Source organism: Ruegeria alba (assembly GCF_022321465.1).
GTDB classification, from domain to species: domain Bacteria; phylum Pseudomonadota; class Alphaproteobacteria; order Rhodobacterales; family Rhodobacteraceae; genus Ruegeria_B; species Ruegeria_B alba.
The window spans coordinates 329842-355257 of the sequence record NZ_JAKOEM010000001.1; the positions used below are offsets into that span (position 1 = coordinate 329842).

Below are 25416 nucleotides of genomic sequence, written 5' to 3' on the forward strand. Positions count from 1 at the left end.
AAAGAAGCAGGCGGTGCCATTGCTTGGGCTTAATCTTGCCCCAGTGATCGGCTAGGCTCGGGTCAAAGAGGTCGAGCCATGAGCAGTGTTCCATCCGCAGGTCAGGTGCGCCGACGCCGGGTGTTCTATATCCCCGGTTACGACCCGATTCATCCCCGCCGGTATCGCGAGCTCTATCGCAAGGAAAGCGCCGAGCAGGCGCGGATCTCGGGCTATTCCGTCACGCTGAAGCCCAAGACCACCAAGGGCCCTTATGGCTGGCATGTCAGTTCCGAACAGGAGGGGGAGGCGGTCGCGGCGGATGTGGAGGTGCTGGTCTGGTCCGATATCGTGCGCGGCAGCATGTCGAACACGATCCCGGCCACCTATGCGCAGCTGGCGCGCACCGCCTGGACCTATATCGCCTCGGGTGTGCTGTGGCGGCTGATGCGGCTCAGGAAAGGGCCGGTGATCGCCGCGCTTTACCCGGTGGGGATGCTGTTGGCGCAGCTGTTGGCGGCGCTCTTGCTGGTCTGGCTGGGTTGGCGGCTGGGCGGGTTGACCGGATGGCCGCTTGTCGCGCTGGCCGGGATGGCAGCGGGCGCGGGCGCGGCGGTCTATCTGCTGCGGTGGTTCCGCGCCAAGGATGGCACCTTCTTTGCCTATTACCTGATGCATGATTATGCCTATTCGGCGCGCTGGCGCGGCGCCAATCCGCCCGAGCTGGAGGCGCGGATCGGTGAATTCGCCGACCGTATCGCCGAGGCCCTGTCGGGGGAGGCTGACGAGGTGCTGGTGGTGGGTCATTCCTCGGGCGCGCATGTGGGCGTATCGGTGCTGGCCGATCTGATCCGCGCGGGCAGGGTGCCCGCGGACGGTCCGGCGCTGGGGTTTCTGACCCTGGGGCAGGTGGTGCCGATGGTGTCGTTCCTGCCCGAGGCGCAGCGGCTGCGCGCCGATCTGCACTTTCTCTGCACACGGGACGAGCTGGCCTGGGTCGATGTCTCGGCCCCGGGCGATGGCTGTGCCTTTGCGCTGTGCGATCCGGTGTCGGTCAGCGGCGTTGCCCCGGCGACGGGTAAGCGCTGGCCGCTGGTGCTGTCGGCGGCCTTTACCCAGACGCTGAGCGCGGCCCGCTGGGCCGAGTTGCGCTGGCGCTTTTTCCGTCTGCATTTTCAGTATCTCTGCGCCTTTGACCGGGTGGGGGATTACGACTATTTCCGCATCACTGCCGGGCCGCAGACGCTGGCCGCGCGCTATCGCGACCGGGCGCCGTCGAAATCGCGGATCGACCGGGCGGTAAGCAAATATACCGACATGGGCGCCGCATGATCCCGCCCAAACCCCCCGCGCGCCCGGACAAGGTCTCGCTCTGGCGCTATCTCAAGCTGTTCCGCCAGGATCTGTTGTCGGCGCAGCCCGCGCGGCTGTACCGCGCCTGGATGGCCGAGTTCCGCACGCCCTTCTTTCGCTCGTATCTGGTGAACCAGCCTGACCTGGTGGACACGGTGCTGAAGGGACGGCCCGACGATTTCCCCAAGTCGAACCGCATCAGCGAGGGGTTGCGGCCGCTGTTGGGCAATTCGGTCTTTCTGACCAATGGCGCGACCTGGAAACGCCAGCGGCGCATCATCGACCCAGCCTTCGAAGGCGGGCGCCTGCGCGATACCTTTCCTGCCATGTGGGCGGCGTCCGAGGCGGCGGTGAACCGGCTGGCGGCACAGGCCGGGCAGGAGACCGAGATCGAAGAGGTCACCAGCCACGCGGCAGCGGATGTGATCTTCCGCACCCTGTTCTCGATCCCGATCGAGCATGAGGTGGCGGCGCAGGTGTTCACCCGGTTCAGGGCCTATCAGCGGGCGCAGCCGCTGTTGAACCTTGCGGCATTCGTGCCGGTGCCGCGCTGGGTGCCCCGGTTCCATTCGCGCGAGACGCGGCGCAATGCGGCGGTGATCCGGGGGCTGATCCGGCAGCTGACAGACACCCGGATGGAGGAAATCCGCGCCGGCACCGCGCCCGACGACCTGGCCACCAAGATCATGACCACCACCGATCCGCAGACGGGCGACCGGTTCGACACTGACGAGATGGTCGATCAGGTGGCGATCTTTTTCCTGGCCGGGCACGAAACCAGCGCCTCGGCGCTCGCCTGGACGCTGTACCTGATGGCGCTTTACCCCGATTGGCAGGACAAGCTGGCCGAGGAGGCGCGGGCGCTGGACGGTGCCCCGGATTTCAGCGTGATGTCGAAACTGCGCCTCAGCCGCGATGTGTTCCGCGAGGCGCTGCGCCTGTATCCCCCGGTGCCGATGATGGTGCGCGAGACGACCTGCCCCGAACACTTTCGCGACCGGGATGTACCGAAGGGCGCGCAGATCGTTCTCAGCCCCTGGCACCTGCACCGGCATGAGCGCCTGTGGGAGCGGCCGGATGACTTCGACCCCACTCGCTGGCAGACCGAGAATGGCAAGACCTGCCAGCGCACTGCCTATATGCCGTTTTCGGCCGGGTCGCGTGTTTGCACCGGGGCCGGGTTTGCCATGGTCGAGGGGCCGCTGATCCTGTCGATGCTGCTCAGCCGGTTCCGGTTCGAGCGGGTTGCGGGGCGCGACCCGGTTCCGGTGGCGCATTTGACCGTCCGGGCGGCAGATGGCATCTGGCTGCGCGTGGTTGAGCGCTAACATCCTACCATCCGCGTTTGCCATACTGTATGCGGTGCCAAGCGGAATCATTTAGACGGGAAAGACTTATGTCCAAGGCACAAATGCGCGAACAGATGGCAAATGGCGCGGGCTTTATTGCGGCCCTGGATCAGAGCGGCGGCTCGACCCCCAAGGCGCTGGCGCTTTATGGTGTGGACGCGGCGCAATACGGCTCCGAGGAAGAGATGTTCGCCGAGATCCAGCGCATGCGCGCCCGGATCATCCTGGCCGACGATTTCACCAGCAAGAAGGTGATCGGCGCGATCCTGTTCGAACGCACCCTGGGCGAGAGCATCGAGGGCCGCGGCGTGGCCGATTACCTGTGGAACGTCAAAGGTGTCGTGCCCTTCCTCAAGATCGACAAGGGTCTCGAAGACGAGGCAAATGGCGTGCAGATGATGAAGCCGATCCCGGGTCTGGCCGCGACCCTGGCCAGGGCGACAGGCGTATTCGGCACCAAGGAACGCTCGGTCATTCACGAGGCCAATGCCGAAGGCATCGCCGCGGTGGTGGCACAGCAGTTCGACGTGGCACGCGAAGTCATCGCCGCCGGAATGGTGCCGATTGTCGAGCCCGAGGTGAACATCCACTCGACCACCAAGGCGCAAGCCGAAGAGATGCTGAAGGAGGAAATCCTGAAACATCTCGACACCCTGGATGAGGGGCAGGACGTGATGCTGAAACTGACCATTCCCAGCACGGCCAACCTGTATGACGCGTTGGCCGATCACCCCCGCGTGGTGCGGGTGGTGGCGCTGTCGGGTGGCTATTCCACCGATCAGGCCTGCGACCTGCTGAGCCGGAACGGCAAGATGATCGCCTCCTTCTCGCGCGCGCTGACCGAAGGCCTGTCGAAACAGCAGTCGGATGCCGAGTTCAACGCGGCCCTGGGCGGCAATATCGACAAGATCTATCGCGCTTCGCTGTAAATCCGGCGCTGTTTAGAGACCGGGCCGCGATATCGCGGCCCGTTTTCATTTGGGCGGCGTGAATTCGGCCCGCATCCGCGCCGCCTTGTCCCGCATGACGCAGCCGCGCGCGTGATCGTTGACCAGCCCCATCGCCTGCATGAAGGCAAACACGGTGGTGGGGCCGACATATTTCCAGCCGCGTTTCTTCAAATCCTTCGACATCGCGGTCGAGGCGGGGATGATGCTGGCCGTCTGCGGCTCGGGCAGGTCGGAGGGCGCAGGTTCATAGGACCAGACATAGGCCGCCAGACTGCCATGTTCAGCCAGCAGATCGCCCATCCGGCGGGCATTGTTGATCACCGCTTCGATCTTGCCGCGATGGCGGATGATGCCGGCATCGCCCAGCAGCCGGGTGATATCCGTGTCGTCATAGGTGGCGATGCGGGTCCAGTCGAACCCGTCGAACGCGGTGCGGAAATTCTCGCGCTTGGCCAGGATGGTGCGCCAGCTGAGGCCGGACTGAAAGCTTTCAAGGCAGAGCTTTTCGAACAGGCGGCGGTCGTCACCTACCGGATAGCCCCATTCGCGGTCGTGATAGTCGAAGAATTCCGGCGCCGCATTGCACCAGCGACAGCGCGGCTGTCCGTCGGGGCCGGGGATGGTGCTCATATTGTCTCCTTTGCTGTGGTGGAGTGCGCCTTACCCCTTGCGGCGATACCATGTCAGCACATAGACGCGGATGGCCGAGGCAAGGCCGGTCTTGGGGTCGCGCGCCGCATCAATGTCGCCCGCCAGAACATTGATTGGTATATCCTTTTCCTTTGCAATCTCGCGAAAGGCTCGCCAGAACGCATCCTCGAGCGAGACCGAGGTGCGGTGCCCCCGCAGCGTCAGCGAGCGTTTGACGGGGCGGCCGCTCATTCCTCGACCTCGTGGCCGTCGTGATCGCGCCGGGCCTTGTCGGCGCGGGCGCGGTCCAGCTGTTTGTCGGCCTTGCTGCGGCCGAATTTCACTGCATTCTCGTCCGCACGCGCCTTTTTCTCGGCGCGCGCCTTCTGTTTGCGGAACTGGTTGAGGTTGACCGGCTTGCTCATCAGTCGCGCGGCCCGATCATCTGGTCGGGGCGCACCACCCGGTCAAAGGTCTCGCCGTCGACAAAGCCCAGCCGCACCGCCTCTTCGCGCAGGGTGGTGCCGTTCTTGTGCGCGGTCTTGGCGACCGTGGTGGCGTTGTCATAGCCGATGGTGGGGGCCAGCGCGGTGACCAGCATCAGGCTTTCGCGCATCAATTGGTCGATCCGGGCGGTGTTGGCGCGGATGCCCAGCAGCATCCGCTGTGTGAAGCTGTCCGCCGCATCCCCCAGAAGTTGCATGGATTGCAACAGGTTATATGCCATCATTGGGTTATAGACATTCAGTTCGAAATGCCCCTGCGAGCCTGCGAACTTGATCGCCGCGTCATTGCCCATCACATGGGCGGCGACCTGGGTCAGCGCCTCGGCCTGGGTCGGGTTGACCTTGCCCGGCATGATCGAGCTGCCCGGTTCGTTTTCGGGCAGGATCAATTCCCCCAGGCCCGAGCGGGGGCCGGAGCCCAGAAAGCGGATGTCGTTTGCGATCTTGTAGCAACTGCCCGCCACCGTCGCCAGCGCGCCGGATAGAAAGACCATCGCGTCATGGGCGGCCAGCGCCTCGAACTTGTTGGGCGCGGTGACCAGCGGCAGGCCGGTGATCTCGGCCATGTTGGCGGCCACCGCCTCGGCCCAGCCCGCGCTTGTATTCAGGCCGGTGCCCACGGCGGTGCCGCCCTGGGCCAGTTCATGGATGCCGGGCAAGGCGCTCTCGATCCGGGCCAGCCCCATGCAGATCTGGTGGGCATAGCCCGAAAATTCCTGTCCCAGGGTCAGCGGCGTCGCATCCTGCGTATGGGTGCGGCCGATCTTGATGATACCCTTGAATTCCTCGGCCTTCTGCTCGAGCCCGGCCAGCAGGGCGCGCAGCCCCGGCAGCAGTACGTCGCGCGCGGTCATTGCCACCGCCACATGCATCGCGGTGGGAAAGGTGTCGTTCGAGGATTGCCCCATGTTCACATGGTCGTTCGGGTGTACCGGGTCCTTGCTGCCCAGCGTCCCGCCCAAGAGTTCGATGGCGCGGTTAGCGATAACCTCGTTGGCATTCATGTTCGACTGGGTGCCCGAACCGGTCTGCCAGACCACCAGCGGGAAATGGTCGTCCAGCTTGCCCGCAATCACCTCGTCGGCGGCGGCGACAATCGCATCAGCCAGATCCGGGGCCAGCGCACCGTTTTCACGGTTGCGCAGGGCGCAGGCCTTTTTCACCACGCCCAGCGCGTGGATGATGGCGAGGGGTTGACGTTCCCACCCGATGGGGAAGTTTTGGATCGAGCGCTGGGTCTGGGCCCCCCAGTACCTGTCAACTGGCACCTCCAGCGGGCCAAAACTGTCGGTCTCGGTGCGGGTCGCGGCCATCTGCCTCTCCGTCTGCTGGTGGCGGGGTCTGACCAAAGATAGGGTCTGGTAGCGGCAAGGTATAGCGCAAGGGCGATCAAATCGCGGCTTTTGGTCGAACTCATTCATTGTTCAACCGCTCGCGGCCTGTAATATGGTTGTGAGAGCGTAGCGCCAAGGAGCACCTGATGCCCGCAATCCCCTTGTTCACCCAATCACGTCCGATTTTGGCGTTTGCGCTGGCGCTTTTACTGTCGCTGTTTCTTCTTCCTACGTCCTTTGCGGGCGAGGCTGCCCGGTTCGCCGGCACCTATATGGGAAGTGCCGAGGTCCAGCGCGCCGATGGCAGTGTCGAAATGCGCGATATGGACGTCATGATCGAAGAAACCAAGGAGGGGTTCACCGTCAGCTGGTCAACCACCATCCAGAAGCCGGACGGACGCATAAAGGAAAGCGACTATTCGGTCGATTTCCTGCCCAGCACGCGTGATGGCGTCTATGCCGCCGCGATGCGACGCAATGTATTCGGCCATACCGTGCAACTCGATCCGATGAAGGGAGAGCCCTATGTCTGGGGCCGCATCGCGGGCGATACGCTGACGGTGTTCTCGCTGTTCGTGGCCGATGACGGCGGATACGAGATGCAGCAATTCGACCGAACCCTTGCCGAGGGCGGGCTGATCCTGAATTTCTCGCGCGTCAAGAACGGTCGCCCAGCCAAGTCGGTCGAGACATTCTTGCAGAAACAATAGTCCGGTTTCGCAACGCCTGCCGCATTCTTGCAAGGATGGCGGGCGTTTGGGATGCGATCGCGGATCAGGGTTTGCGGAAACTGTCCAGCGACACCACCTCGGCATCGGGTTTGGGCGCGTCGGGCTCTTCCTCGACCTCGATATCGTCCTCGTCATCCTCGTCGAAATCGGGGCTTTCGAAACGCAGGCCAAATTCCACCGACGGATCGACAAAGGTGCGGATCGCGTCATAGGGGATGTAGAGCGGTTCCGGCGAGTCGCCGAAATTGAGCGTGATGGCGAACCCGTCCTCGCCCACGTCGAGATTCTCGTACCAATGCTGCATCACGATGGTCATTTCGCCCGGATAGCGATCGGCCAGCCAATCGGCCAGCTGCACCCCTTCGTACTGGGTGTCGAACGTGATGAAAAAGTGATGCGCGCCCGGCAGGCCGTGCTGTGCCACATCCGCCAGAACCGTCTTGATCAGGCCGCGCATCGCGGTGTGCATCAGGTTGCCGTAGTCGATGTCTCTCGACATGTAGTGCCCTCATTCCGTCTTGAAGCCCAGCATAGGGGATTCGGCTGGAAACAAAAGAGATCCAGCGCCGCATTTCGCAGTTAGATGAAATGACTGCCTGCGCCGGCCAGCGCCAGCAGCAATATCGTTTCCCCCATGCCCCGGCGCAGCAGGATCAGCCAGAGTGCTGCCAGCGCCGCAAGGGCCAGCGCCTGCGGGTCGAGGCTGCTCGGTCGCGGGACGGGCAGCGACACCGGACCGGCGTGTAGGATCGAGATATCGGTGAACAAGACATGCAGCGTGAACCACAGTGACAGGTTCAGGATGACGCCGACCACGGCTGCAGTGATCGCGGCCAGGGCCGCCGCCGGGCGCGGGCGTCCGGCGATATGGTCGAGATAGGGTGCGGCGGTGAATATCCAAAGGAAACAGGGCACGAAGGTAGCCCAGAGTGCCACCAGACCCGCCAGCGCTGCCAGCCCCGCGCCACCGGCCAGATAGGCGCTTAGCATCGCGACGAACTGGGTTACCAGAATCAGCGGGCCCGGCGTGGTTTCGGCCAGGCCCAGCGCGTCGATCATCTGTGTGGTGGTGATCCAGTGATACTGATCGACCACGGTCTGGGTCATATAGGCAAGCACCGCATAGGCGCCGCCAAAGGTGACGACGGCCAGCTTGGTCATGAACCAGCCTATGTCGGCCAGCAGGGGCGCGTCAGATAACTCCAGCAGCAGGAGTGGCCCAAGCCACAGAACCAGCAGGGTGGCTGCAATGCGATAGGGCGGCGGGGGCAGGGCGGTCTCGTCCGGTGCCCCCGCTGCGGTTCGGAAAACCCCCCAGAGTGCTGCCGCCAGAACGATCAGCGGAAAAGGCAGTGACAAAGCAAAGATCGCTATAAAGGCCAGTCCGGCGATAATCCAGGCTGAGGGCGTCTTCAGCGCTCGGGCGGCCAGTTTGCGCAGCGCCTCTACAACGATCACGATCACCGCAGCCTTGATGCCCAGAAAACCCGCCTGTACCAGTGGCACGCTGCCGACCTGCACATAGACCGCCACCAGCGCGGCGATCACCAGCGCGCCGGGCAGCACAAACAACGCTCCCGCCAGCAACCCGCCGGTTACTCCGCGCAGCCGCCAGCCGGCATAGGTAGCCAGTTGCATTGCCTCGGGGCCCGGCAACAACATGCACAGCGACAGGGCACGCAGATAGGTCCGCTCGTCCAGCCAGGGGCGGGTCTCGACCAGTTCGCGATGCATCAGCGCGATTTGTGCCGCTGGCCCGCCAAAGGAGAGAAGGCCAATGCGGCCGAAAACGCTGGCCATCTCGGTCAGTGCCGGTGGCGGCGCTGGCGCGGTGGTAGCATGCGTTCCGCCCTCGGAGGTTTTTACCGTCATGCCCGCACCCTCTAGCTGTCACGATACGCGCAGAGTGCGGAACCATCCCGACACGGACCCCAGCAAAGCTGCGGCCCCTCGCTAGCCCGTCGAGGGCTTGGGCGTCAATGCCGGGGTTTGGTCAGGCCCATTCCAGGCGCTGGCCCGTCATGCAGATGGGCAGGGTATCGGCCGGCATCTGCCCCAGCTGTTCGAACAGCGAGATCAGGTCGAACTGGTTGTATGCCTCGACGATCTTGCCGTCCTTGTAACGGGCCATCACCTGACCCGTAACCTCGATCGGGGCGCCATTGTCGGCGCGCGAGGTATGCACATGCAGGATCGCCGACAGCCAGTCGCCGTTTTCGATCGTCTTGGGGATGTCCACCCGGATATCGCCCAGGTGATAGCGAAAGGCCGAAACGAATTCGCGGAAATCGTCGGCGCCCACCTGCATCTCGGGGATCAGACCCTCGGCCATCGTGTCGCCGGCAAAGAAATCATCGATCGCATCGACATCGCCTTGTTCCCAAACCCGGGCATACCATTCCATCAACAACTCGGACTTGTTCATCTGAGCCTCCATCGTCGCTGTCTTCACAATGGGCCCGATTGGTGAACGAATGCTGAATGGCGTCGATGAAACGGTCATTAAAAACATACTTATTGAGAGAAAGTGCAGGTTTCTGTTGCCAGGTACCTGCGAACCCCGCCTTACGCTGCTAGGCGCAAGGGCTTAGATTTCGGTGTTTCGGACTGCTTACGCAGCCAGAGCGACCGGAGCACGATTGTCGTTGGCAATTATGCTTTACGGACCGATAACGGTGGTACCCCGCCGAGACAAAGCTAACCCCTTTAGACGTCCGTCGATCCTGTTTCGGCCCCAAGGTCCCCCAACGAGGGTATCTGGTGGAGCCGCCGGGTACCGCCCCCGGGTCCGATCCGCTTATTACGAGCGCGTTTATGTCCATAGTTCCCGAGGGAACGGCTTGAATATAGTCGCTCCAGCAGCGGTTGCAACGGCAACCGACATCCTGCGAGGATGTCGGCCTGTTTTCCTGCAAGGAAAACAGGCTGGCGGGGCGCGTCCGGAAATCCTCGCAGGATTTCCGCCCGTTTTCCGCGCCGGAAAACGGCTCAGACCAGGCGGCGGATCGGGGCGCTGTTGCAGAAGATGATGACCTGTTCGCGGTTCTGCACCGCCTGAAAACCACGCTGGCGGACTTCTTCCAGGAACCGTTTCATACCGACATATCGTTCGATATCGCGGGTCTTGCGGCGGATCACCTGACCATGGGTGACGGCCTTGCAGTCAAAGACATCCCGGAGCCAGATTTCGGGGGAGAATGGGCTGGTTGAGGCGAACATGCCCCGAACTTGCCCGGCAAGGGTAAATACGCGGTTAAGACCGCGCCGCCGCGCGGGCCGCCATGACATCATCCTTGAGCGACATCGTATAGTGCATCAGCTCTGCCAGCGCGGTGTCGGCCTGCGCCGCATCCCGTGCGTCGATCGCCTCGGCGATCCGTGCGTGCAACGCCACGATGGTTCCGCGCGAACGGGCGGTAAAGGTGATCATGTTCATCAGCGGCTGCATCGCCTCGACCGCGCCGGCCAGGTGATAGGACAGCACCGGATTGGCGGCCGCATCGACCAGCGCACGGTGAAAGGCCACGTCCGAGGCGCAAAACGCCTCGTCGCTGAGCTCGGGCGCGCCTTGCCGCCGAATCTCGGCCCGCATCGCGGCCAGATGCGTGTCGCCGCGCCGTTCGACAGCCAGGGGCGCACAGGCGCGCTCCAGCGCGAACCGCGCCTCGCAGGCGGTGTCGAAACTGACCGCGTTCATCGACAGAAGCAGGGTCGAGGTGGTGATCTGCTGCGCCTGCGCATCCTCGAAACTCAGCCTGTTCACGAAAGCGCCGCCAAAGGCGCCGCGCTGGGTCCGGATCAGCGATTGCGCCGCCAGTCGCTTGAGTGCCTCGCGCACCGTGGGACGAGACACCTGGAACTGTTCGGCCAGTTCCGCCTCGGATGGCAGGCGCTCGTCCACGATCAACGCGCCCGAGACGATCGCATCCTTGATCGCCTGGGCGATCTGAACCGGAAGATCGGTGGCGCTGTTGGGGTCTATCCGCATGTCTGGAGGCCTGTGAGGTGATGGAACCGGCGGAGCGGCGGTCAGAAATCATTTGTCTGACATTTAAAAGTCTGACATTTAGAACTTATGGCGTGAGTCGGCAAAGTGCAATCCCTTGGATGCCGGCGCGCGTTGGAAACCGGCCCTGATGTCATGTGCCGAATTGTTGCCCACCCACCGGCGGCCGCTGTTGAACGCGGCCTGGAATAGCTCGAATGGAGATCTGAGCATGGCAAGCATCTTTCCCTCACGCCGGGTTCGGCGCACTCCCTTTTCGTCTGGTGTCGAGGCGGCTGGCGTCGAAGGTTATACCGTCTACAATCACATGCTGCTGCCCACGGTGTTCGAGAGTCTGCAAGCGGACTGCGTGCATCTGAAGCAGCATGTGCAGGTTTGGGATGTGGCCTGCGAACGGCAGGTCAGCATCAAGGGACCCGATGCGCTGCGGCTGATGAAGCTGATCAGCCCGCGCGACATGGACCGCATGGCCGATGATCAGTGCTACTACGTGCCGACGGTCGATCATCGCGGCGGCATGCTGAACGACCCGGTGGCGGTGAAACTGGCCGCCGATCATTACTGGCTGTCGCTGGCTGACGGAGATCTGCTGCAATTTGCGCTGGGGATTGCCATCGCCCGCGGCTTTGATGTCGAGATCGAGGAGCCCGATGTGTCGCCGCTGGCCGTCCAGGGGCCCAAGGCGGACGATCTGATGGCGCGGGTCTTTGGCGATGCGGTGCGCGATATCCGCTTTTTCCGCTACAAACGGCTGGCCTTTCAGGGGGTCGAGCTGGTGGTGGCGCGCTCTGGCTGGTCGAAACAGGGCGGCTTCGAGATCTATGTAGAGGGGTCGGAACTGGGCATGCCGCTCTGGAACGCGCTGTTCGCGGCGGGCGAGGACCTGAACGTGCGCGCGGGTTGCCCCAACAACATCGAACGTGTCGAAAGCGGGCTGTTGAGCTATGGCAACGACATGACCCGCGAGAATACGCCCTATGAATGCGGCCTGGGCAAGTTCTGCAACTCGCCCGAGGACTATATCGGCAAGGCCGCTCTGGCTGAACAGGCCAAGAACGGACCGGCACGCCAGATCCGGGCGCTGGTGATCGGTGGCGATATCCCGCCCTGTCAGGATGCCTGGCCGCTACTGGCCGATGGTCGCCGGGTGGGGCAGGTGGGGTCTGCGATTCATTCCCCTGAATTCGGCGTGAATGTCGCGATCGGCATGGTGGATCGCAGCCACTGGGCGCCCGGCAGCACGATGGAGGTGGAGACACCCGACGGCATGCGGCCGGTTACGGTGCGCGAGGGGTTCTGGCGTTAGAAGGGGGCGCTGCCCCCGCCGCGGCAGGCCGCGGCTCCCCCGGGATATTTTTGGCAAGAGGAAACACCTCTGGGAAGGAAATGATCAGATGTTCAATGCTTTGGTGGTCGACAAGGACGAAGAGAGCGGCAAGACACAGGCCGCAGTCAAGCAATTGTCGCTGGCGGATTTGCCCGAAGGCGAGGTGACAGTGGCGGTGGAATATTCCACGGTCAACTACAAGGACGGTCTGTGCATCGGGCCGGGGGGCGGTCTGGTGCGCAAGTATCCGCATGTGCCGGGGATCGATTTTGCCGGTACGGTCGAAGCCTCGTCCGATGCGCGCTATCAGCCCGGTGACAAGGTGGTGCTGACCGGCTGGCGTGTTGGTGAGGCCCATTGGGGCGGTTACAGTCAAAAGGCCAATGTGCGCGCCGACTGGCTGGTGCCGCTGCCCGAGGGGCTGGATACCCGTCGGGCGATGGCCGTGGGCACCGCTGGTTTCACCGCGATGCTGGCGGTGATGGCGCTGGAGGATCACGGCCTGACACCGGGTCACGGGCCGGTTCTGGTGACCGGCGCCGCGGGCGGTGTCGGCTCTGTCGCGACCGCCATCCTGGCTCATCTCGGCTATGAGGTGGCCGGGGTCACCGGGCGGCCCGAGACCGCCGATTACCTGAAATCGCTGGGTGCCACCCAGATCGTGGCGCGTGAAGAGATCAACGAGACCGTGAAACGCCCGCTGGAATCCGAGACCTGGGCGGGCTGTGTCGACGCGGTCGGCGGTGCCATGCTGGCGCGGGTGCTGGGCCAGATGAAATACGGCGCCTCGGTTGCTTCGGTCGGTCTGGCCGGGGGCGCGGGCCTGCCTGCCACGGTGATCCCGTTCCTGTTGCGCGGGGTCAACCTGTTGGGCATCGACTCGGTCATGCAGCCTTATGACAACCGGGTTCGGGCCTGGGAGCGGATCGCCCGCGATCTGCCGATGGACAAGCTGGAAGCGATGATCCAACCCGCGACCCTGTCCGATCTGCCGCAGCTGGGGGCCGATATCCTCAAGGGGCAGGTCAAGGGACGCGTGGTCGTCGACGTCAACGCCTGATCCGGCATGAAGGACATGAGGCCCCCGGAGACATTTCAGGGGGCCTCTCCTTGTCAGGCAGCGGCGGTTTCGAAGAAGCCCACCGAATTGCCGTCGAGGTCCTTGGCGTAAAAGAACCGCCCGGCCGGGAGCGGGATGGCGGGCGAGAGCACCTCGCCACCGGCTTCGGTCACGCGGGCCATGGTCTGTTCCAGCGCACCCTGGGCCGCAAGGTGCAGGGTCGGGCCGCGCCCGTCACCCGCGGGTTTTCCGGGATAAAGATGCAGGGCCACGCCGGTTTCGGTATTGGCGGGTTTGAACACGGCCATCGGGTTCGGGCCGCCGGTGTCGATGCTCAGTTCGGCGCCGGTGACGGTCTGATAGAACGCCAGGCTGCGCTCCATGTCGGTCGCGGGCAGTTCGCCCCAGACCAGGAAATGCGCGGGTTTATAGCTCATCGTCTTACCTCATTGCTTGCGATGAGGGCTGTATCGCCCGGCATGCAGACAAATCCTGTCATCAGCGGAGTGACTTGACCCCGCCCCAATCGGAAGGCATCCATTTGCCAGCAGAAAAGAGGGTCAAGATGGCGCTGGATATCGACTTTGTCCGCAAGCAGTTTCCCGCATTTGCCGAGCCGTCGCTGAACGGTCAGGCGTTTTTCGAAAACGCGGGCGGGTCCTATACCTGTCAGTCGGTGATCGACCGGCTGACCCGGTTCTATACCCAGCGCAAGGTACAGCCCTATGCGCCCTACGAGGCAAGCCGGCTGGGCGGTGCCGAGATGGACGAGGCACGCACGCGCATGGCCGCGATCCTGGGGGTCGAAACTGACGAATTGAGCTTTGGCCCCTCGACCACCCAGAACACCTATGTTCTGGCGCAGGCGTTCCGGCAATGGATGCAGCCGGGCGAGGCGATCATCGTCACCAATCAGGATCACGAAGCCAATTCCGGCCCCTGGCGGCGGCTGGCCGAGGCGGGGATCGAGGTGCGCGAATGGCAGATCGACCCGGAAACCGGCCATCTCAACCCCGAGGATCTGGAGGATCTGCTGGACGAGAGCGTGCGGCTGGTCTGTTTCCCCCATTGCTCCAACGTGGTGGGCGAGATCAACCCGGTGACCGAGATCACCGCCATCGCCCATGCCGCCGGGGCCTTTGTCTGTGTCGACGGGGTGTCCTATGCACCCCACGGCTTTCCCAATGTCGGAGAGCTGGGGCCCGATATCTACCTGTTCTCGGCCTACAAGACCTATGGCCCGCATCAGGGGCTGATGGTGATCCGCCGCCCGCTGGGCGAGCTGTTGCCCAATCAGGGGCATTATTTCAACGCCGGGGTATTGTACAAACGGTTCACCCCCGCAGGCCCCGATCACGCGCAGGTGGCGGCCTGTGCGGGCATGGCCGATTATGTCGACCAGCTGGCGGCTCATCACGGGGTTGCCGAGACCGACGCCGCGGCGCGTGGTGCGACGGTGCATGACCTGATGCGCGCGCATGAGGTGGCGCTGCTGCAACCCTTGCTCGATGCGGTGTCGGCGCGCAATTCGGTGCGCCTGCTGGGCCCGGACCGGGCCGAGGGGCGGGCACCGACCGTGGCGCTGGCGCTGAACCGCCCGGCGGAGCCGGTGGCGGCGGAGCTGGCGCAATACGGCATCATGGCGGGGGGCGGCGATTTCTATGCGGTGCGCCCATTGGGGGCGATGGGGGTCGATCCGGCGCAGGGTGTGCTGCGGCTCAGCTTTACCCATTACACCAGCAAGGACGAGATCGCGCAGCTGATCGAGGCGCTCGACCGGGTGTTGTGATCCGGGAACGCCTTCGTCTCGTAACACCTTTGATGAGACGGAGATTTGCGTGACCGATACCCGACCGATCCTGTACTGGCTGCGGCGCGATCTGCGCCTTGCCGATCATCCCGGCCTGACCGCCGCCACCGCCAGTGGGCGGCCTGTCATCCCGGTCTTTATCCATGACCAGACGGTGTCGGCGCTGGGGGCGGCACCTGCGTTCCGGCTGGGACTGGGACTGGAACGGTTTGGTGCCACGCTGGGCGAGATCGGCAGCCGGCTGATCCTGCGGCGCGGCCCGGCGCTGGAGGTCTTGCAGGCGCTGATTGCCGAAACCGGAGCGGGGTCTGTCTGGTGGACCCGCGACTATACCCCCCAGGCCATCGCCCGTGACAGCGCTGTCAAGGCGGCGCTGAAACAGACGGGGATCGAGGCACGCTCGTTTGGCGGCGCGCTGCTGTTCGAACCCTGGACGGTCGAGACCGGGGCAGGCGGCTTTTACAAGGTTTACACACCCTTCTGGCGGGCGGTCAGCCAGCGCGAGGTAGCCGTGCCCGATGCGGCGCCCGCGCGCCTGCGGGCGCCTTCGTCATGGCCCGGATCCGATGCGCTGTCCGACTGGCGGCTGGATGCGCCGATGCGCCGGGGCGCGGCGGTGGTCGCGGCGCATCAGGCGCCTGGAGAGGCGGCGGCGCTGGAGCGTCTGGACCGGTTCGTCGAAACAGGGATCGGCGGCTATGCCAAATGTCGCGACCTTCCCGCTGGTGAGGGCACCTCGACCCTGTCGGATGCGCTCAGCCTTGGCGAGATCGGGCCGCGCACCCTTTGGCATCGCGCGACCGAGGCAGCACGGCAGGGCGCCGCCGGGGCCGAGACCTGGATGAAGCAACTGGTCTGGCGCGATTTTGCCTATCACCTGATGTATCACACACCGCATCTGCTGAGCGACAACTGGCGCCCGGGCTGGGAGGCGTTTCCGTGGAGTACCGAGCGAACCGATCCCGGCTTTGTCGCCTGGACGCGCGGGCGCACCGGTATACCGCTGGTCGATGCCGCCATGCGCGAGATGTATGTGACCGGGCGCATGCACAACCGCGCCCGGATGATCGCCGCATGTTACCTGACCAAGCATCTGATGATACACTGGAAACTGGGGATGGACTGGTTTGCCGATTGCCTGACCGACTGGGATCCGGCGGCCAATGCGATGGGGTGGCAATGGGTGGCGGGCTGCGGGCCGGATGCCGCGCCCTATTTCCGCATCTTCAACCCCGAGACTCAAGGAAAGAAGTTCGATGCCGATGGCTGCTATCGCAAGCGCTGGATCGCCGAGGGGCAGACGCACCCGCCCGAGACCGCGCTTGCCTATTTCGACGCGGTGCCCATGCATTGGGGGCTGCGGCCCGATGCGGCCTATCCGGCGCCGGTGGTGACACTGAATATGGGGAGAAAACGGGCACTTGCGGCCTATTCCGACGCCTTTCAGCGGGAGGCTGACGGAAAACTTGCCTGAGTTGGCATCGCGTCCTAACCTGTCGATCGAACCGCAACGGGGAGAGGCGGATGATCCTGACGTCAACAGAGGGGCAGCAGGGCCTGCCCAGATATTTTCCTCAGGTAATGCAGATGCTTGCCAGTATGGAGGCCGGTCGGCTCGACATTGCCTTGCCGGATGGGCGGGTGTTCCGGTCCGAAGGGGCCGAACCCGGTCCGGTGGCCCGGGTCGATATCCACGACACGGATGTCTTTGCCCGCCTGATCCGCGAGGGTGAACTGGGTTTTTCCGACGCCTATCTGGAGCAGGAATGGAGCACGCCGGACCTGCGCGCCTTCATGGATCTTGTGCATCAGGGCAACGAGACCGTCTATGACGGGTTTACCGGCCAGTTCCTGGCCCGCGCCTATGAGCGCCTTCGGTTCTGGCTGCAACGCAACCATCGCAAACAGGCCAAGAAGAACATCTCGTACCACTATGATCTGGGCAATGAGTTCTACGGGCTCTGGCTGGACGAGACGATGACCTATTCCAGCGCCCTGTTCGAGACCGGGCAGGAAAGTCTGGAAAAGGCGCAGGAAGCAAAATATGCCAGCCTGCTGGACGAGATGGGCGCGCAGCCGGGTGATCACATCCTTGAAATCGGCTGTGGCTGGGGCGGCTTCGCCGAATATGCCGCACGCGAGCGCGGGATGCGGGTGACCGGGCTGACGATCAGTCAGGAACAGATCAAGTTTGCGCGGGAGCGTATTGAAAAGGCAGGGCTTTCCGAACGGGTCGAGTTCAAGTTGCAGGATTACCGCGACGAACGCGGCAGCTATGACGGGATTGCCTCGATCGAGATGTTCGAGGCCGTGGGCGAGAAATACTGGCCGGTCTATTTCGACACGGTGCGCGCGCGTTTGAAACCGGGCAAGCGGGCGACGTTGCAGATCATCACCGTGGCCGACCGGCGGTGGGAGATCTATCGAAACGGCGTCGATTTCATCCAGAAATACATCTTTCCCGGCGGCATGCTGCCTGCACCGCGTATCCTGCGCGAGCAGGTGGCGCGGGCGGGGCTGGATTTCGTGCATTCAAAGGAGTTCGGCAAAAGCTATGACCTGACGCTCAGACGCTGGTACGAGACCTTCAACGACAAATGGGATCAGGTAGCGGAACTCGGCTTTGACGACCGGTTCCGGCGGATGTGGAATTTCTACCTCACGTCCTGTGGAGCGGCCTTTGACACCGGCACCTGCGATGTGACACAGATGACAGTGGCCCGTCCTAACCAAAGCTGAGACCACCGCACATGCCCACAGCCGCTCGTCTTGTTGCCGCCCTCTGTCTGGCTCTGCTGGCGTTTGTCGTGTCCGAACAGGTCAAGCCTCAGCTGCCCGAGGGGACCGATTTCGGATATTTCAACTGGGTGAACTCCGGCCTTGGCCTGCTGTGCGGTTGGATCGTGATGGGGCCGCGCGCCGGGCGCGGCATTGTCAACGGCATCAATAACGGGCTTACGGGGGTGGGCGCGCTGCTATTCTGGGGCCTCTTTGTGCATGGCGCCTACGAAATGTTTCGGTTGGCGATGCGCAACCGGTATGATGGCCCGTTCGAGGCGGTATTGGCGATTTTTGAAGAAGGGGTCGAGTTTGGCAGCGCCCTTCTGGTACCTCATATCATTGTAACCCTTCTTGTCGGGGCGGTGGTGTCCGGCCTAGCCGCCGAGATCGCTTGGAGGCGCTGGCGCTGATCCCTCCTTCACCAAAGGACTAAAACCCTCTGTGACTGATTTGTTCTTTTACGGCACGCTGCGCCATGCGCCGCTCCTGGAACTTGTTCTTGGCACGTCAGACCCGTTGCCCGAGATTGCTGCCGCCAGCTTGCCCGATCACGCGGTGTTTGGCGTTCAGGGGCAACCTTTTCCGATGATCCAGGTGGCGCCTGGCGCCCGGACCGAGGGACTACTGGTGCGCGGACTGACCTCGCTGCAACTGGACCGGTTGAATTTCTACGAGGGAGGCTTTGCCTATGACCTGCGCGCGGTCAAGGTTACGCTGGCTGCGGGTGGCACCGCCACGGCCCAGGTCTTCTTTCCGCAAGAGGGGCTATGGACGCCGGATGCGCCCTGGCAACTGGCGGACTGGGTCGCCGAATGGGCACCACTCAGCCTGTATGCGGCCGCCGAGGTGATGGATTTCTACGGCCGCCTGACACCTGATCAGATAGCCCGTAGCTTTCGCGCCATCCGGGTAAGGGCTGCGGCGCGGCTGGCCGCGGCGACGCGCGCCGGTGATCCCGAACGCGACCTTGCCTGCGATGTCGTGGTCGAGCGCCACGCCCGTGCCTACGTGAACTATTTCGGCCTCGACGAAATGGATGTGCGCCATCGCCGCAACGATGGGAGCATGAGCGAGCGCCTCAACCGGGGAGCTTTGATGACCGGTCAGGCCTCGGTGATACTGCCCTATGACCCGATACGTGATCAGGTTCTGATCGTAGAACAGTTCCGCGCGCCCGTTTTCCTGATCGGCGATCCCGCCCCCTGGATGTGGGAGGCGGTCGCCGGCATGATCGACCCGGGCGAAACGCCGGAGCAAGCCGCATTGCGCGAACTGCGCGAAGAGGCGCATTTGGAGGCACGCGCTCTGGAGCCGGCGGGCAAGGCCTATTCCTCTAGCGGGTCGTCGACCGAATTCGTGCATCTTTTCGTGGCATTGGCGGATATCGTTGAAGAAACGAAACAGGGTGGTCTGGCAAGCGAAGGCGAAGATATTCGCAGCCGCATCCTGTCCTTTGACGTACTGATGGCGCAGGTTGATGCACAAGAGATCAAGGATTTGCCGCTGCTGTCTCTGGCGAACTGGTTGGCCCGGCATCGTGACCGTCTGCGTGGCTGATTGCACCGACAATCGGTTCCTCGCTTGAGGTCGGGGGCGCGCAGGGCTACATCGGGTGCAGCAAGACAAGTTTGTGAGGGCGACATGCGCATTGCACGCGATCTGGCCGAGGCCGTTGGACATACCCCGCTGATCCGGCTGCGCCGGGTCAGCGAAGAGACCGGATGCGAGATCTATGGCAAGGCCGAGTTCATGAACCCGGGCCAGTCGGTCAAGGACCGTGCCGCGCTTTACATCATCCGCGACGCCATTGCGCGGGGCGAATTGCAGCCGGGCGGCACCATCGTCGAGGGCACCGCCGGAAACACCGGCATCGGCCTGGCGCTGGTCGGTGCCTCGATGGGGTTCAAGACGGTGATCGTGATCCCCGAGACCCAATCCGAGGAAAAGAAGGACATGCTGCGCCTTGCGGGGGCCGAACTGGTGCAGGTGCCCGCCGCGCCCTATCGCAATCCCAACAACTTCGTGCGCTACTCCGAGCGACTGGCGCGTGAACTGGCCAAGACCGAACCCAATGGCGCCATCTGGGCCAACCAGTTCGACAATATCGCCAACCGGCAGGCGCATGTGGAAACCACCGGTCCCGAAATCTGGGAACAGACCGACGGCAAGGTCGACGGGTTTGTCGCGGCGGTGGGCTCGGGCGGTACGCTTGCGGGCGTGGCCGAGGCGTTGCAACCCAAGGGGGTCAAGATCGCGCTGGCCGACCCGATGGGGGCGGGACTTTACAGCTATTACACCACCGGTGAACTGGCGATGGAGGGCGGCTCGATCGCCGAAGGCATCGGTCAGGTGCGGATCACCCGGAACCTGGAAGGGTTCAAACCCGATTTCGCCTATCAGGTGCCCGATGCCGAGGCGCTGCCCTATATCTTTGACCTGCTGCGGCAGGAAGGGCTGGTCATGGGCGGCTCGACCGCGATCAACATCGCCGGCGCGGTGCGCATGGCGCGCGAGATGGGGCCGGGGCACACTATCGTCACCATGCTGTGCGACTATGGAACCCGTTACCAGTCCAAACTGTTCAACCCGGATTTCCTGCGCGAGAAGAACCTGCCCGTGCCCGACTGGATGACCCGTGCGCCCAGTTCGATCCCGGGCGTGTTCGAGGACGTCTGACATGACGATGGGCCGGGTGTTGCGGTCTTTGCTCACCGCGTTGCTGCTGTTGACGGCGAGCGCGCTCTCGGCCCAGTTGACCGACGAGAGTCGTGCCTATTACGACCGATGGGTACGCACCGCCGAGCGCGCGGAAGAGGTTATCAAACTCAACCGTGCGTCGCAGGCCGCGTTCGAGCAATTGCGCGCCGAGGTAAGATCTTACCGGGATACCTTCAACCGGGTTCGGGGCGAGAATTCGGACCGGATCAAGACGCTCGAGGCACAGATCGCGGCGCTGGGGCCCAAGCCCGGAGACGGCGAGAGCGAGGCCGAGGACATCGCCCGGCTGCGCACCCATCTGAACGAGCAGCTCGCCAAGCTGACCGTACCGCGCATCATCTCGGAAGAGGCCTATAGCCGTGCCAATGGCCTGATCAACGAGATCGACCGCATCGTGCGGGCGCGCGACACCAAGGAACTGCTCAAACGCGGGCCGTCGCCGCTCAATCCCGAATATTGGCCGGACGCGTGGAAGGACATCAAACAGGCGATGACGGCGCTGGCCAACGAGGTCGCGTTCAACATGCGCTCGGACGTGGTGCGCGAACGGCTGAAAAGCAATGGCCCCGGCATCTTGCTCTTGAGCGTCGTGGGGCTGGTTTTCCTTGCCCGCGGGCGCAGATGGTCGGAACAGGCGGGCGATTTCCTGCGCTCGCTGGGCGGGGTCGGAACCGGGGTCTGGTCCTTCGTGGTGTCGCTGCTCAGGATCCTGATCCCCTGGGTCGGTGTCATGTTCCTGGTCCAGTCGCTTGAGATGATGGACATCACCGGTTTGCGCGGAGCGCTGATACTTGAGCAAGTGCCTTATTGGGCGGCGGCGATCCTGTATTTCAACTGGATCGGCCGCCAGGTCTTTCTGTTCAATGCCGGTACCGGCTTTCGCTATCTCAGCCAGTCGCAGGTGCGGGTAACCCGTCTGTGTGTCGATCTTCTGGCCGTGATGCTGGTGCTGCACGACCTGATCGTGCTGTTCGAGCGGCTTGAGAACATTCCCGAGGCCACGCGCGCGGTGACCGGTTTCCCGATAATCGTGATGACCGCGCTTCTGCTGCTCAGGCTTCAGCGGGTGCGTGCGCAGGGGCAGGTCAAGGGCGGCACGGTGGACGGCGCAGAGGCCGCGCGTGGCGGTGCGGGGTTCAGCCGCCTGGTCGAGTTCCTGCGGCGCGCGCTCTACCTGCTGGGCATCGCGTCGCCGGTACTGGCGATGTTCGGCTACAACAATGCCGCCGAGGCGCTGGTCTATCCGGCGGTCAAGACACTGGCGCTGATTGCGGCGCTGGTGATCGTCCAGCGATTTCTCACCAATGTCTATGGATGGCTGACCCGCAAAGGCGACGAGGCGGGGGATTCGCTCTTTTCCGTGATCCTCGGTTTCCTGTTGGCAATCCTGGCGCTGCCGCTGCTGGCGCTTTATTGGGGTGCGCGCGAGGCAGAGCTGACCGAGATCTGGTCGCGCATCATGATTGGGTTCGATATCGGCGGCGTGGTCATTTCGCCGTCGAATTTCCTGACCTTTGCGCTGGTCTTTGCCATCGGCTATACAGTGACCCGGCTGTTGCAGGGCGGCTTGCGCAACTCGCTGCTGCCCAAGACGCGGCTCGACCCCGGCGGCCAGAATGCCATTGTCGCCGGCACAGGGTACCTCGGCATCTTCCTAGCGGCGCTGCTGGCGATCACCATGGCCGGGTTCGACCTGTCGTCGCTGGCCATCGTTGCTGGTGCGCTCTCGGTCGGGATCGGTTTTGGTCTTCAGACCATCGTGTCCAACTTCGTCTCGGGCATCATCTTGCTGATCGAGCGCCCGATCTCCAAGGGCGACTGGATCGATGTGAACGGGCAGATGGGCTATGTCCGTGACATCTCGGTACGCTCAACCCGGATCGAGACCTTTGACCGAACCGATGTGATCATCCCCAACTCGGATCTGATCAGCGGCAGCGTCACCAACTATACCCGCGGCAATACGGTGGGCAGGGTGATCGTGCCGGTGGGCGTGGCCTATGGCACCGATACCCGCAAGGTCGAGGCGATCCTGCGCGAGATTGCCGAGGCGCATCCGATGGTGCTGGCCAACCCCGCACCCAACGTGGTGTTTCAGCGCTTTGGCGCGGATTCGCTCGATTTCGAGATCCGGGCCATACTGCGAGATGTGAACTGGGTGCTGTCGGTGAAATCCGACATGAACCACGAGATCAACCGCCGGTTCGCGGAAGAGGGGATCGAGATACCCTTTGCCCAGCGAGATGTCTGGCTGCGCAACCCCGAGGTGCTGAACGGCAAGGCCACGCCACCTGCCGCGCCCCCCACAGTGAGCGAGGCCGCCACGCTGACAGAGGGCGACATGGATGTAGGAGCTGCAGATGACTACTAAACCGCTTTTCCTGCAGGATGCCTATCTGCGGCAGGCTCCGGCCCGGGTGATCGGCCATACCGACGAGGGGGGCGTGATCCTGGACCGCTCGCTGTTCTATGCGACTGGCGGAGGTCAGCCGGGCGATAGCGGCTTGCTCCGCTGGGGCGGGGGAGAGATGGCGGTCGTCTCCACGATCAAGGCGGGCGAGGGCATCATCGCGGTGATCCCGGCCGAGGGTTCCATGCCGCCGCCGGCCGGCAGCGAGGTGATACAAGAACTCGACTGGGAGCGGCGCCACGCCCATATGCGCGTCCATACCGCGCTGCATCTTCTGTCGGTGGTGATCCCGCTCGAGGTTTCGGGTGGTGCGATCGCGGCGGACAAGGGGCGGCTCGACTTCAACATGCCCGAGGCGCCCGAGGACAAGGCAGCGCTGGAACAGGCGTTGCAGACACTGATCGACCGCGATTTGTCGGTGACCGAAAACTGGATCACCGATGCGGAACTGGACGCCAATCCGGCCCTAGTCAAGACCATGTCAGTCTCGCCGCCGCGCGGCAGCGGCCGGGTGCGGCTGGTGCGGATCGGGCAGGGCGCCGATCAAGTTGATCTGCAACCCTGCGGAGGAACCCATGTGGCCCGCACCGGTGAAATCGGAAGGATAAGGCTGGGTAAGATCGAAAAGAAAGGCCGCCAGAACCGCCGCGTCTATCTGCATCTGGATGGGTAGCGATAAAGGGAAAAACCCCCTTGCAAATCTTGTCCCGATGGTCGAAACACCCCGTCACGGACAGTTGGCCGAGTGGTCGAAGGCGCACGCCTGGAAAGTGTGTAGGCGGGGAACCGTCTCGAGGGTTCGAATCCCTCACTGTCCGCCACTTTTGCTGCCTAAATTATTGATAATATTGGATTCTTTCCTTGAGTCGAAGGTTGTGCCCCCTTCCGTGCCCCCTTTTGTGTGGGGTGTTAGCCCCGGCAGGGGGCGAGGGCAGTTATTGACACATTGTCGCACGCGCCACTGCCGGGGAGGTCCGGGATATATGCTGCGCGTCCGCGCCACGTCCGACCCCCACCCCCCGGCCTCACCCGGCGAGCGCCGGATTTTGTTTATAACCCTCGCCAACAAAACGCGCCATTTCTGAACTTTTGACAGATCAGACAAACGAGACGAGGCAGCGTTCATAGCACGGGGAACTGCCAAGCGTGACAGTATCCCCGATGAACTATCTGTTACGTCCTTGATCGAACAACGCCTTCCCCGCACATTTTGAACGCGAACAGCAGAGAGGGCGTGCAGTGCTCTTACCCGGTCCACCACCAACGATCCCGCCGGACGCCAGCACGTCGCACCGCAGGCTGATAATCAGGACGTGGTTGACGACGTTCCTTTCGGAGACGTACCCGCCCGAGATACAGGTGGAAGCGGAACGCAGGCTGACGATCCTGCGGGCGCTGGACAAAGCACCCCCGGGTTCCTCTCCGAAGATACCCCCGAGGGGGAGCAAAATTGATTTCTAGAGAAGGCTAGGATTCCTCGTGTTGGCTGCTTGTTAGGAAAGCTCTCGTCTGCAAGAACTGCCGGAGTGGCGATCGCCGGACAGAACTACCGCTTTTTCAGACCAGTTGTGCACGCCCTGTGACCAAAGTACGGTCCATCGAAAACGATCTCGACCCTGTTGGCAGGTTTAGTTCAAGTGGACTAAGATTCGCTAAGGTAGAAAGGTTACGGGCATGAATGCTGTTGAAATCGAAGAGGCGATCTCTGCATTGGCAGAGCAACCATTCGATCCGGACGAGTTCCCCTTCGCCTTCCTTGAAGCCTTCGGCAACAAGGCCACCACAATCAAACGTCTGCGCGCTGGCTCTTCAAACAAGTCCGACCAGGGCGGCGTACTTCAGACCAACAATATCCATCTGAAGGTCTGTGAGGCGGGGTCGGTCACGAGTACCCTGACGCAACTCAAGACAAGCCGGTCCACCACGAAGGCCAAGGCCAAGTTTGTTCTGGCCACCGACGGCACCGATCTTGAGGCTGAAGACCTGACCACCGGCGAGACGATCGCTTGCGCTTACGCAGACTTTCCCGATCACTTCGGGTTCTTCCTGCCCCTTGCCGGGATCAGCACGGTCAAGCAAATCCGCGAGAGCGCATTTGACATCAAGGCGACGGGGCGCCTCAACCGGCTCTATGTCGAGCTCCTGAAGGATAACCCCGAATGGGGCACCGCCGCGCGCCGACACGACATGAACCATTTCATGGCGCGGCTGGTCCCGCGATGCTGCAGTGCCGCTTTAGCATTGCAGTCGTTCGTGTCCCGCGCAGCATTTCCCGAGCGTCAATGACGGGAACGCGGACACTAACGACATTCAATGCATCTTCATTCGCGGCTGGCTTGCAACGCTCTAAGGAACTTCAAAACGGGTTGCACAGAAGTCTCCATGGAGGTTGCCAATCGCAACACAATATTGACCGTTGGTGACTTTGCATCATTTCACAGGGTTGATGCAGACGGTTCCATCGATGGAGAC

General features: G+C 63.2%; 24 protein-coding genes, 1 tRNA gene, 1 other RNA gene and 1 pseudogene. 16 read left to right on the forward strand and 11 right to left on the reverse strand.

Annotation, left to right across the window (positions count from 1 at the left end; translation table 11 throughout):
• Window positions 1–78: 78 nt before the first annotated feature.
• The 3 genes from MB818_RS01605 (at window position 79) to MB818_RS01615 (ending at window position 3610) form a co-directional block, all read left to right on the forward strand.
• The gene (locus MB818_RS01605; protein ID WP_238903654.1) at window positions 79–1311 is read left to right on the forward strand and encodes a hypothetical protein; all 1233 of its coding nucleotides are present in this window, start codon (window positions 79–81) and stop codon (window positions 1309–1311) included.
• Window positions 1308–2660, forward strand: coding sequence for a cytochrome P450 (locus MB818_RS01610; RefSeq protein ID WP_234136594.1), 1353 nt, complete (start codon window positions 1308–1310; stop codon window positions 2658–2660). The genes MB818_RS01605 and MB818_RS01610 overlap by 4 nt, the downstream gene beginning before the upstream one ends.
• A 68-nt stretch (window positions 2661–2728) precedes the next feature.
• Window positions 2729–3610: a fructose bisphosphate aldolase gene (locus tag MB818_RS01615; protein ID WP_238903656.1), complete on the forward strand. Its 882-nt coding sequence runs from the start codon at window positions 2729–2731 to the stop codon at window positions 3608–3610.
• Between the two features lie 45 nt (window positions 3611–3655).
• Here the strand turns inward: MB818_RS01615 and MB818_RS01620 are convergent, their stop codons facing one another.
• The 4 genes from MB818_RS01620 to fumC are packed head-to-tail and all read right to left on the reverse strand — an operon-like array spanning window position 3656 to window position 6080.
• Window positions 3656–4261, reverse strand: coding sequence for a DNA-3-methyladenine glycosylase I (locus tag MB818_RS01620; RefSeq protein WP_238903657.1), 606 nt, complete (start codon window positions 4259–4261; stop codon window positions 3656–3658).
• A gap of 30 nt (window positions 4262–4291) precedes the next feature.
• Window positions 4292–4513 carry a ribbon-helix-helix domain-containing protein gene (locus tag MB818_RS01625; RefSeq protein ID WP_238903659.1) on the reverse strand — a complete coding sequence of 74 codons (222 nt, stop codon included), beginning with the start codon at window positions 4511–4513 and terminating at the stop codon, window positions 4292–4294.
• Entirely contained in the window at window positions 4510–4686 is a 177-nt protein-coding gene (locus MB818_RS01630) for a DUF4169 family protein (RefSeq protein ID WP_238903661.1), read from the reverse strand. Before MB818_RS01630 ends, MB818_RS01625 begins: the two co-directional genes overlap by 4 nt.
• Entirely contained in the window at window positions 4686–6080 is a 1395-nt protein-coding gene (fumC, locus tag MB818_RS01635) for a class II fumarate hydratase (RefSeq protein ID WP_234136599.1), read from the reverse strand. Before fumC ends, MB818_RS01630 begins: the two co-directional genes overlap by 1 nt.
• Before the next feature lie 167 nt (window positions 6081–6247).
• Here fumC and MB818_RS01640 point away from each other — a divergent pair, with 167 nt between their 5' ends.
• A complete protein-coding gene (locus MB818_RS01640) occupies window positions 6248–6811 on the forward strand; it encodes a hypothetical protein (RefSeq protein WP_234162484.1) in 564 nt (187 codons plus the stop codon).
• Between the two features lie 64 nt (window positions 6812–6875).
• Here the strand turns inward: MB818_RS01640 and MB818_RS01645 are convergent, their stop codons facing one another.
• The 6 genes from MB818_RS01645 to MB818_RS01670 form a co-directional block, all read right to left on the reverse strand.
• On the reverse strand, window positions 6876–7331 hold the full coding sequence (locus MB818_RS01645; RefSeq protein ID WP_234136601.1) for an SspB family protein: 456 nt from the start codon (window positions 7329–7331) through the stop codon (window positions 6876–6878).
• 80 nt (window positions 7332–7411) lie between these two features.
• Complete coding sequence (gene chrA, locus MB818_RS01650; RefSeq protein WP_439653265.1) at window positions 7412–8704, reverse strand: chromate efflux transporter; 1293 nt, start codon at window positions 8702–8704, stop codon at window positions 7412–7414.
• Between the two features lie 121 nt (window positions 8705–8825).
• Window positions 8826–9257: an ester cyclase gene (locus tag MB818_RS01655; protein ID WP_234136602.1), complete on the reverse strand. Its 432-nt coding sequence runs from the start codon at window positions 9255–9257 to the stop codon at window positions 8826–8828.
• Window positions 9258–9358: 101 nt separating this feature from the next.
• Window positions 9359–9707, reverse strand: a transfer-messenger RNA (tmRNA) gene (ssrA, locus tag MB818_RS01660).
• A gap of 113 nt (window positions 9708–9820) precedes the next feature.
• Window positions 9821–10051, reverse strand: coding sequence for an aspartate aminotransferase (locus tag MB818_RS01665; protein WP_234136603.1), 231 nt, complete (start codon window positions 10049–10051; stop codon window positions 9821–9823).
• Window positions 10052–10085: 34 nt separating this feature from the next.
• A complete protein-coding gene (locus MB818_RS01670; protein WP_234144077.1) occupies window positions 10086–10820 on the reverse strand; it encodes a FadR/GntR family transcriptional regulator in 735 nt (244 codons plus the stop codon).
• Between the two features lie 229 nt (window positions 10821–11049).
• Between MB818_RS01670 and MB818_RS01675 the strand changes: the two genes are divergently transcribed.
• Window positions 11050–12144 carry a dimethylsulfoniopropionate demethylase gene (locus MB818_RS01675; protein WP_238903663.1) on the forward strand — a complete coding sequence of 365 codons (1095 nt, stop codon included), beginning with the start codon at window positions 11050–11052 and terminating at the stop codon, window positions 12142–12144.
• An 88-nt stretch (window positions 12145–12232) separates the two neighbouring features.
• A complete protein-coding gene (gene acuI / locus MB818_RS01680) occupies window positions 12233–13225 on the forward strand; it encodes an acryloyl-CoA reductase (protein ID WP_234136606.1) in 993 nt (330 codons plus the stop codon).
• Between the two features lie 53 nt (window positions 13226–13278).
• Here the strand turns inward: acuI and MB818_RS01685 are convergent, their stop codons facing one another.
• Window positions 13279–13662, reverse strand: a complete 384-nt coding sequence (locus MB818_RS01685; RefSeq protein ID WP_234136607.1) for a VOC family protein — start codon at window positions 13660–13662, stop codon at window positions 13279–13281.
• A 128-nt stretch (window positions 13663–13790) separates the two neighbouring features.
• On the opposite strand from MB818_RS01685, the gene MB818_RS01690 reads away from it, so the two are divergent.
• The 10 genes and pseudogenes from MB818_RS01690 to MB818_RS01735 form a co-directional block, all read left to right on the forward strand.
• Window positions 13791–15014: an aminotransferase class V-fold PLP-dependent enzyme gene (locus MB818_RS01690; RefSeq protein WP_238903665.1), complete on the forward strand. Its 1224-nt coding sequence runs from the start codon at window positions 13791–13793 to the stop codon at window positions 15012–15014.
• 49 nt (window positions 15015–15063) lie between these two features.
• Window positions 15064–16509 (forward strand): cryptochrome/photolyase family protein, encoded by a 1446-nt coding sequence (locus tag MB818_RS01695; RefSeq protein ID WP_238903667.1) that lies wholly within the window; start codon window positions 15064–15066, stop codon window positions 16507–16509.
• 50 nt (window positions 16510–16559) lie between these two features.
• Window positions 16560–17774 (forward strand): SAM-dependent methyltransferase, encoded by a 1215-nt coding sequence (locus MB818_RS01700; protein ID WP_234175809.1) that lies wholly within the window; start codon window positions 16560–16562, stop codon window positions 17772–17774.
• 11 nt (window positions 17775–17785) lie between these two features.
• Entirely contained in the window at window positions 17786–18226 is a 441-nt protein-coding gene (locus tag MB818_RS01705; RefSeq protein WP_234136611.1) for a TrgA family protein, read from the forward strand.
• 31 nt (window positions 18227–18257) lie between these two features.
• Window positions 18258–19373: an NUDIX domain-containing protein gene (locus tag MB818_RS01710; RefSeq protein WP_238903669.1), complete on the forward strand. Its 1116-nt coding sequence runs from the start codon at window positions 18258–18260 to the stop codon at window positions 19371–19373.
• An 84-nt stretch (window positions 19374–19457) separates the two neighbouring features.
• Window positions 19458–20492: a cysteine synthase A gene (locus MB818_RS01715; protein WP_234136613.1), complete on the forward strand. Its 1035-nt coding sequence runs from the start codon at window positions 19458–19460 to the stop codon at window positions 20490–20492.
• Between the two features lie 7 nt (window positions 20493–20499).
• Entirely contained in the window at window positions 20500–22905 is a 2406-nt protein-coding gene (locus tag MB818_RS01720; RefSeq protein WP_238904004.1) for a DUF3772 domain-containing protein, read from the forward strand.
• A complete protein-coding gene (locus MB818_RS01725) occupies window positions 22895–23617 on the forward strand; it encodes an alanyl-tRNA editing protein (RefSeq protein ID WP_238903670.1) in 723 nt (240 codons plus the stop codon). Before MB818_RS01720 ends, MB818_RS01725 begins: the two co-directional genes overlap by 11 nt.
• Window positions 23618–23675: 58 nt before the next feature.
• Window positions 23676–23765 (forward strand) — tRNA-Ser (locus MB818_RS01730).
• 853 nt (window positions 23766–24618) lie between these two features.
• Window positions 24619–25215, forward strand: a pseudogene (locus MB818_RS01735) (type IIL restriction-modification enzyme MmeI); the annotation flags it as partial.
• Window positions 25216–25416: the final 201 nt, after the last annotated feature.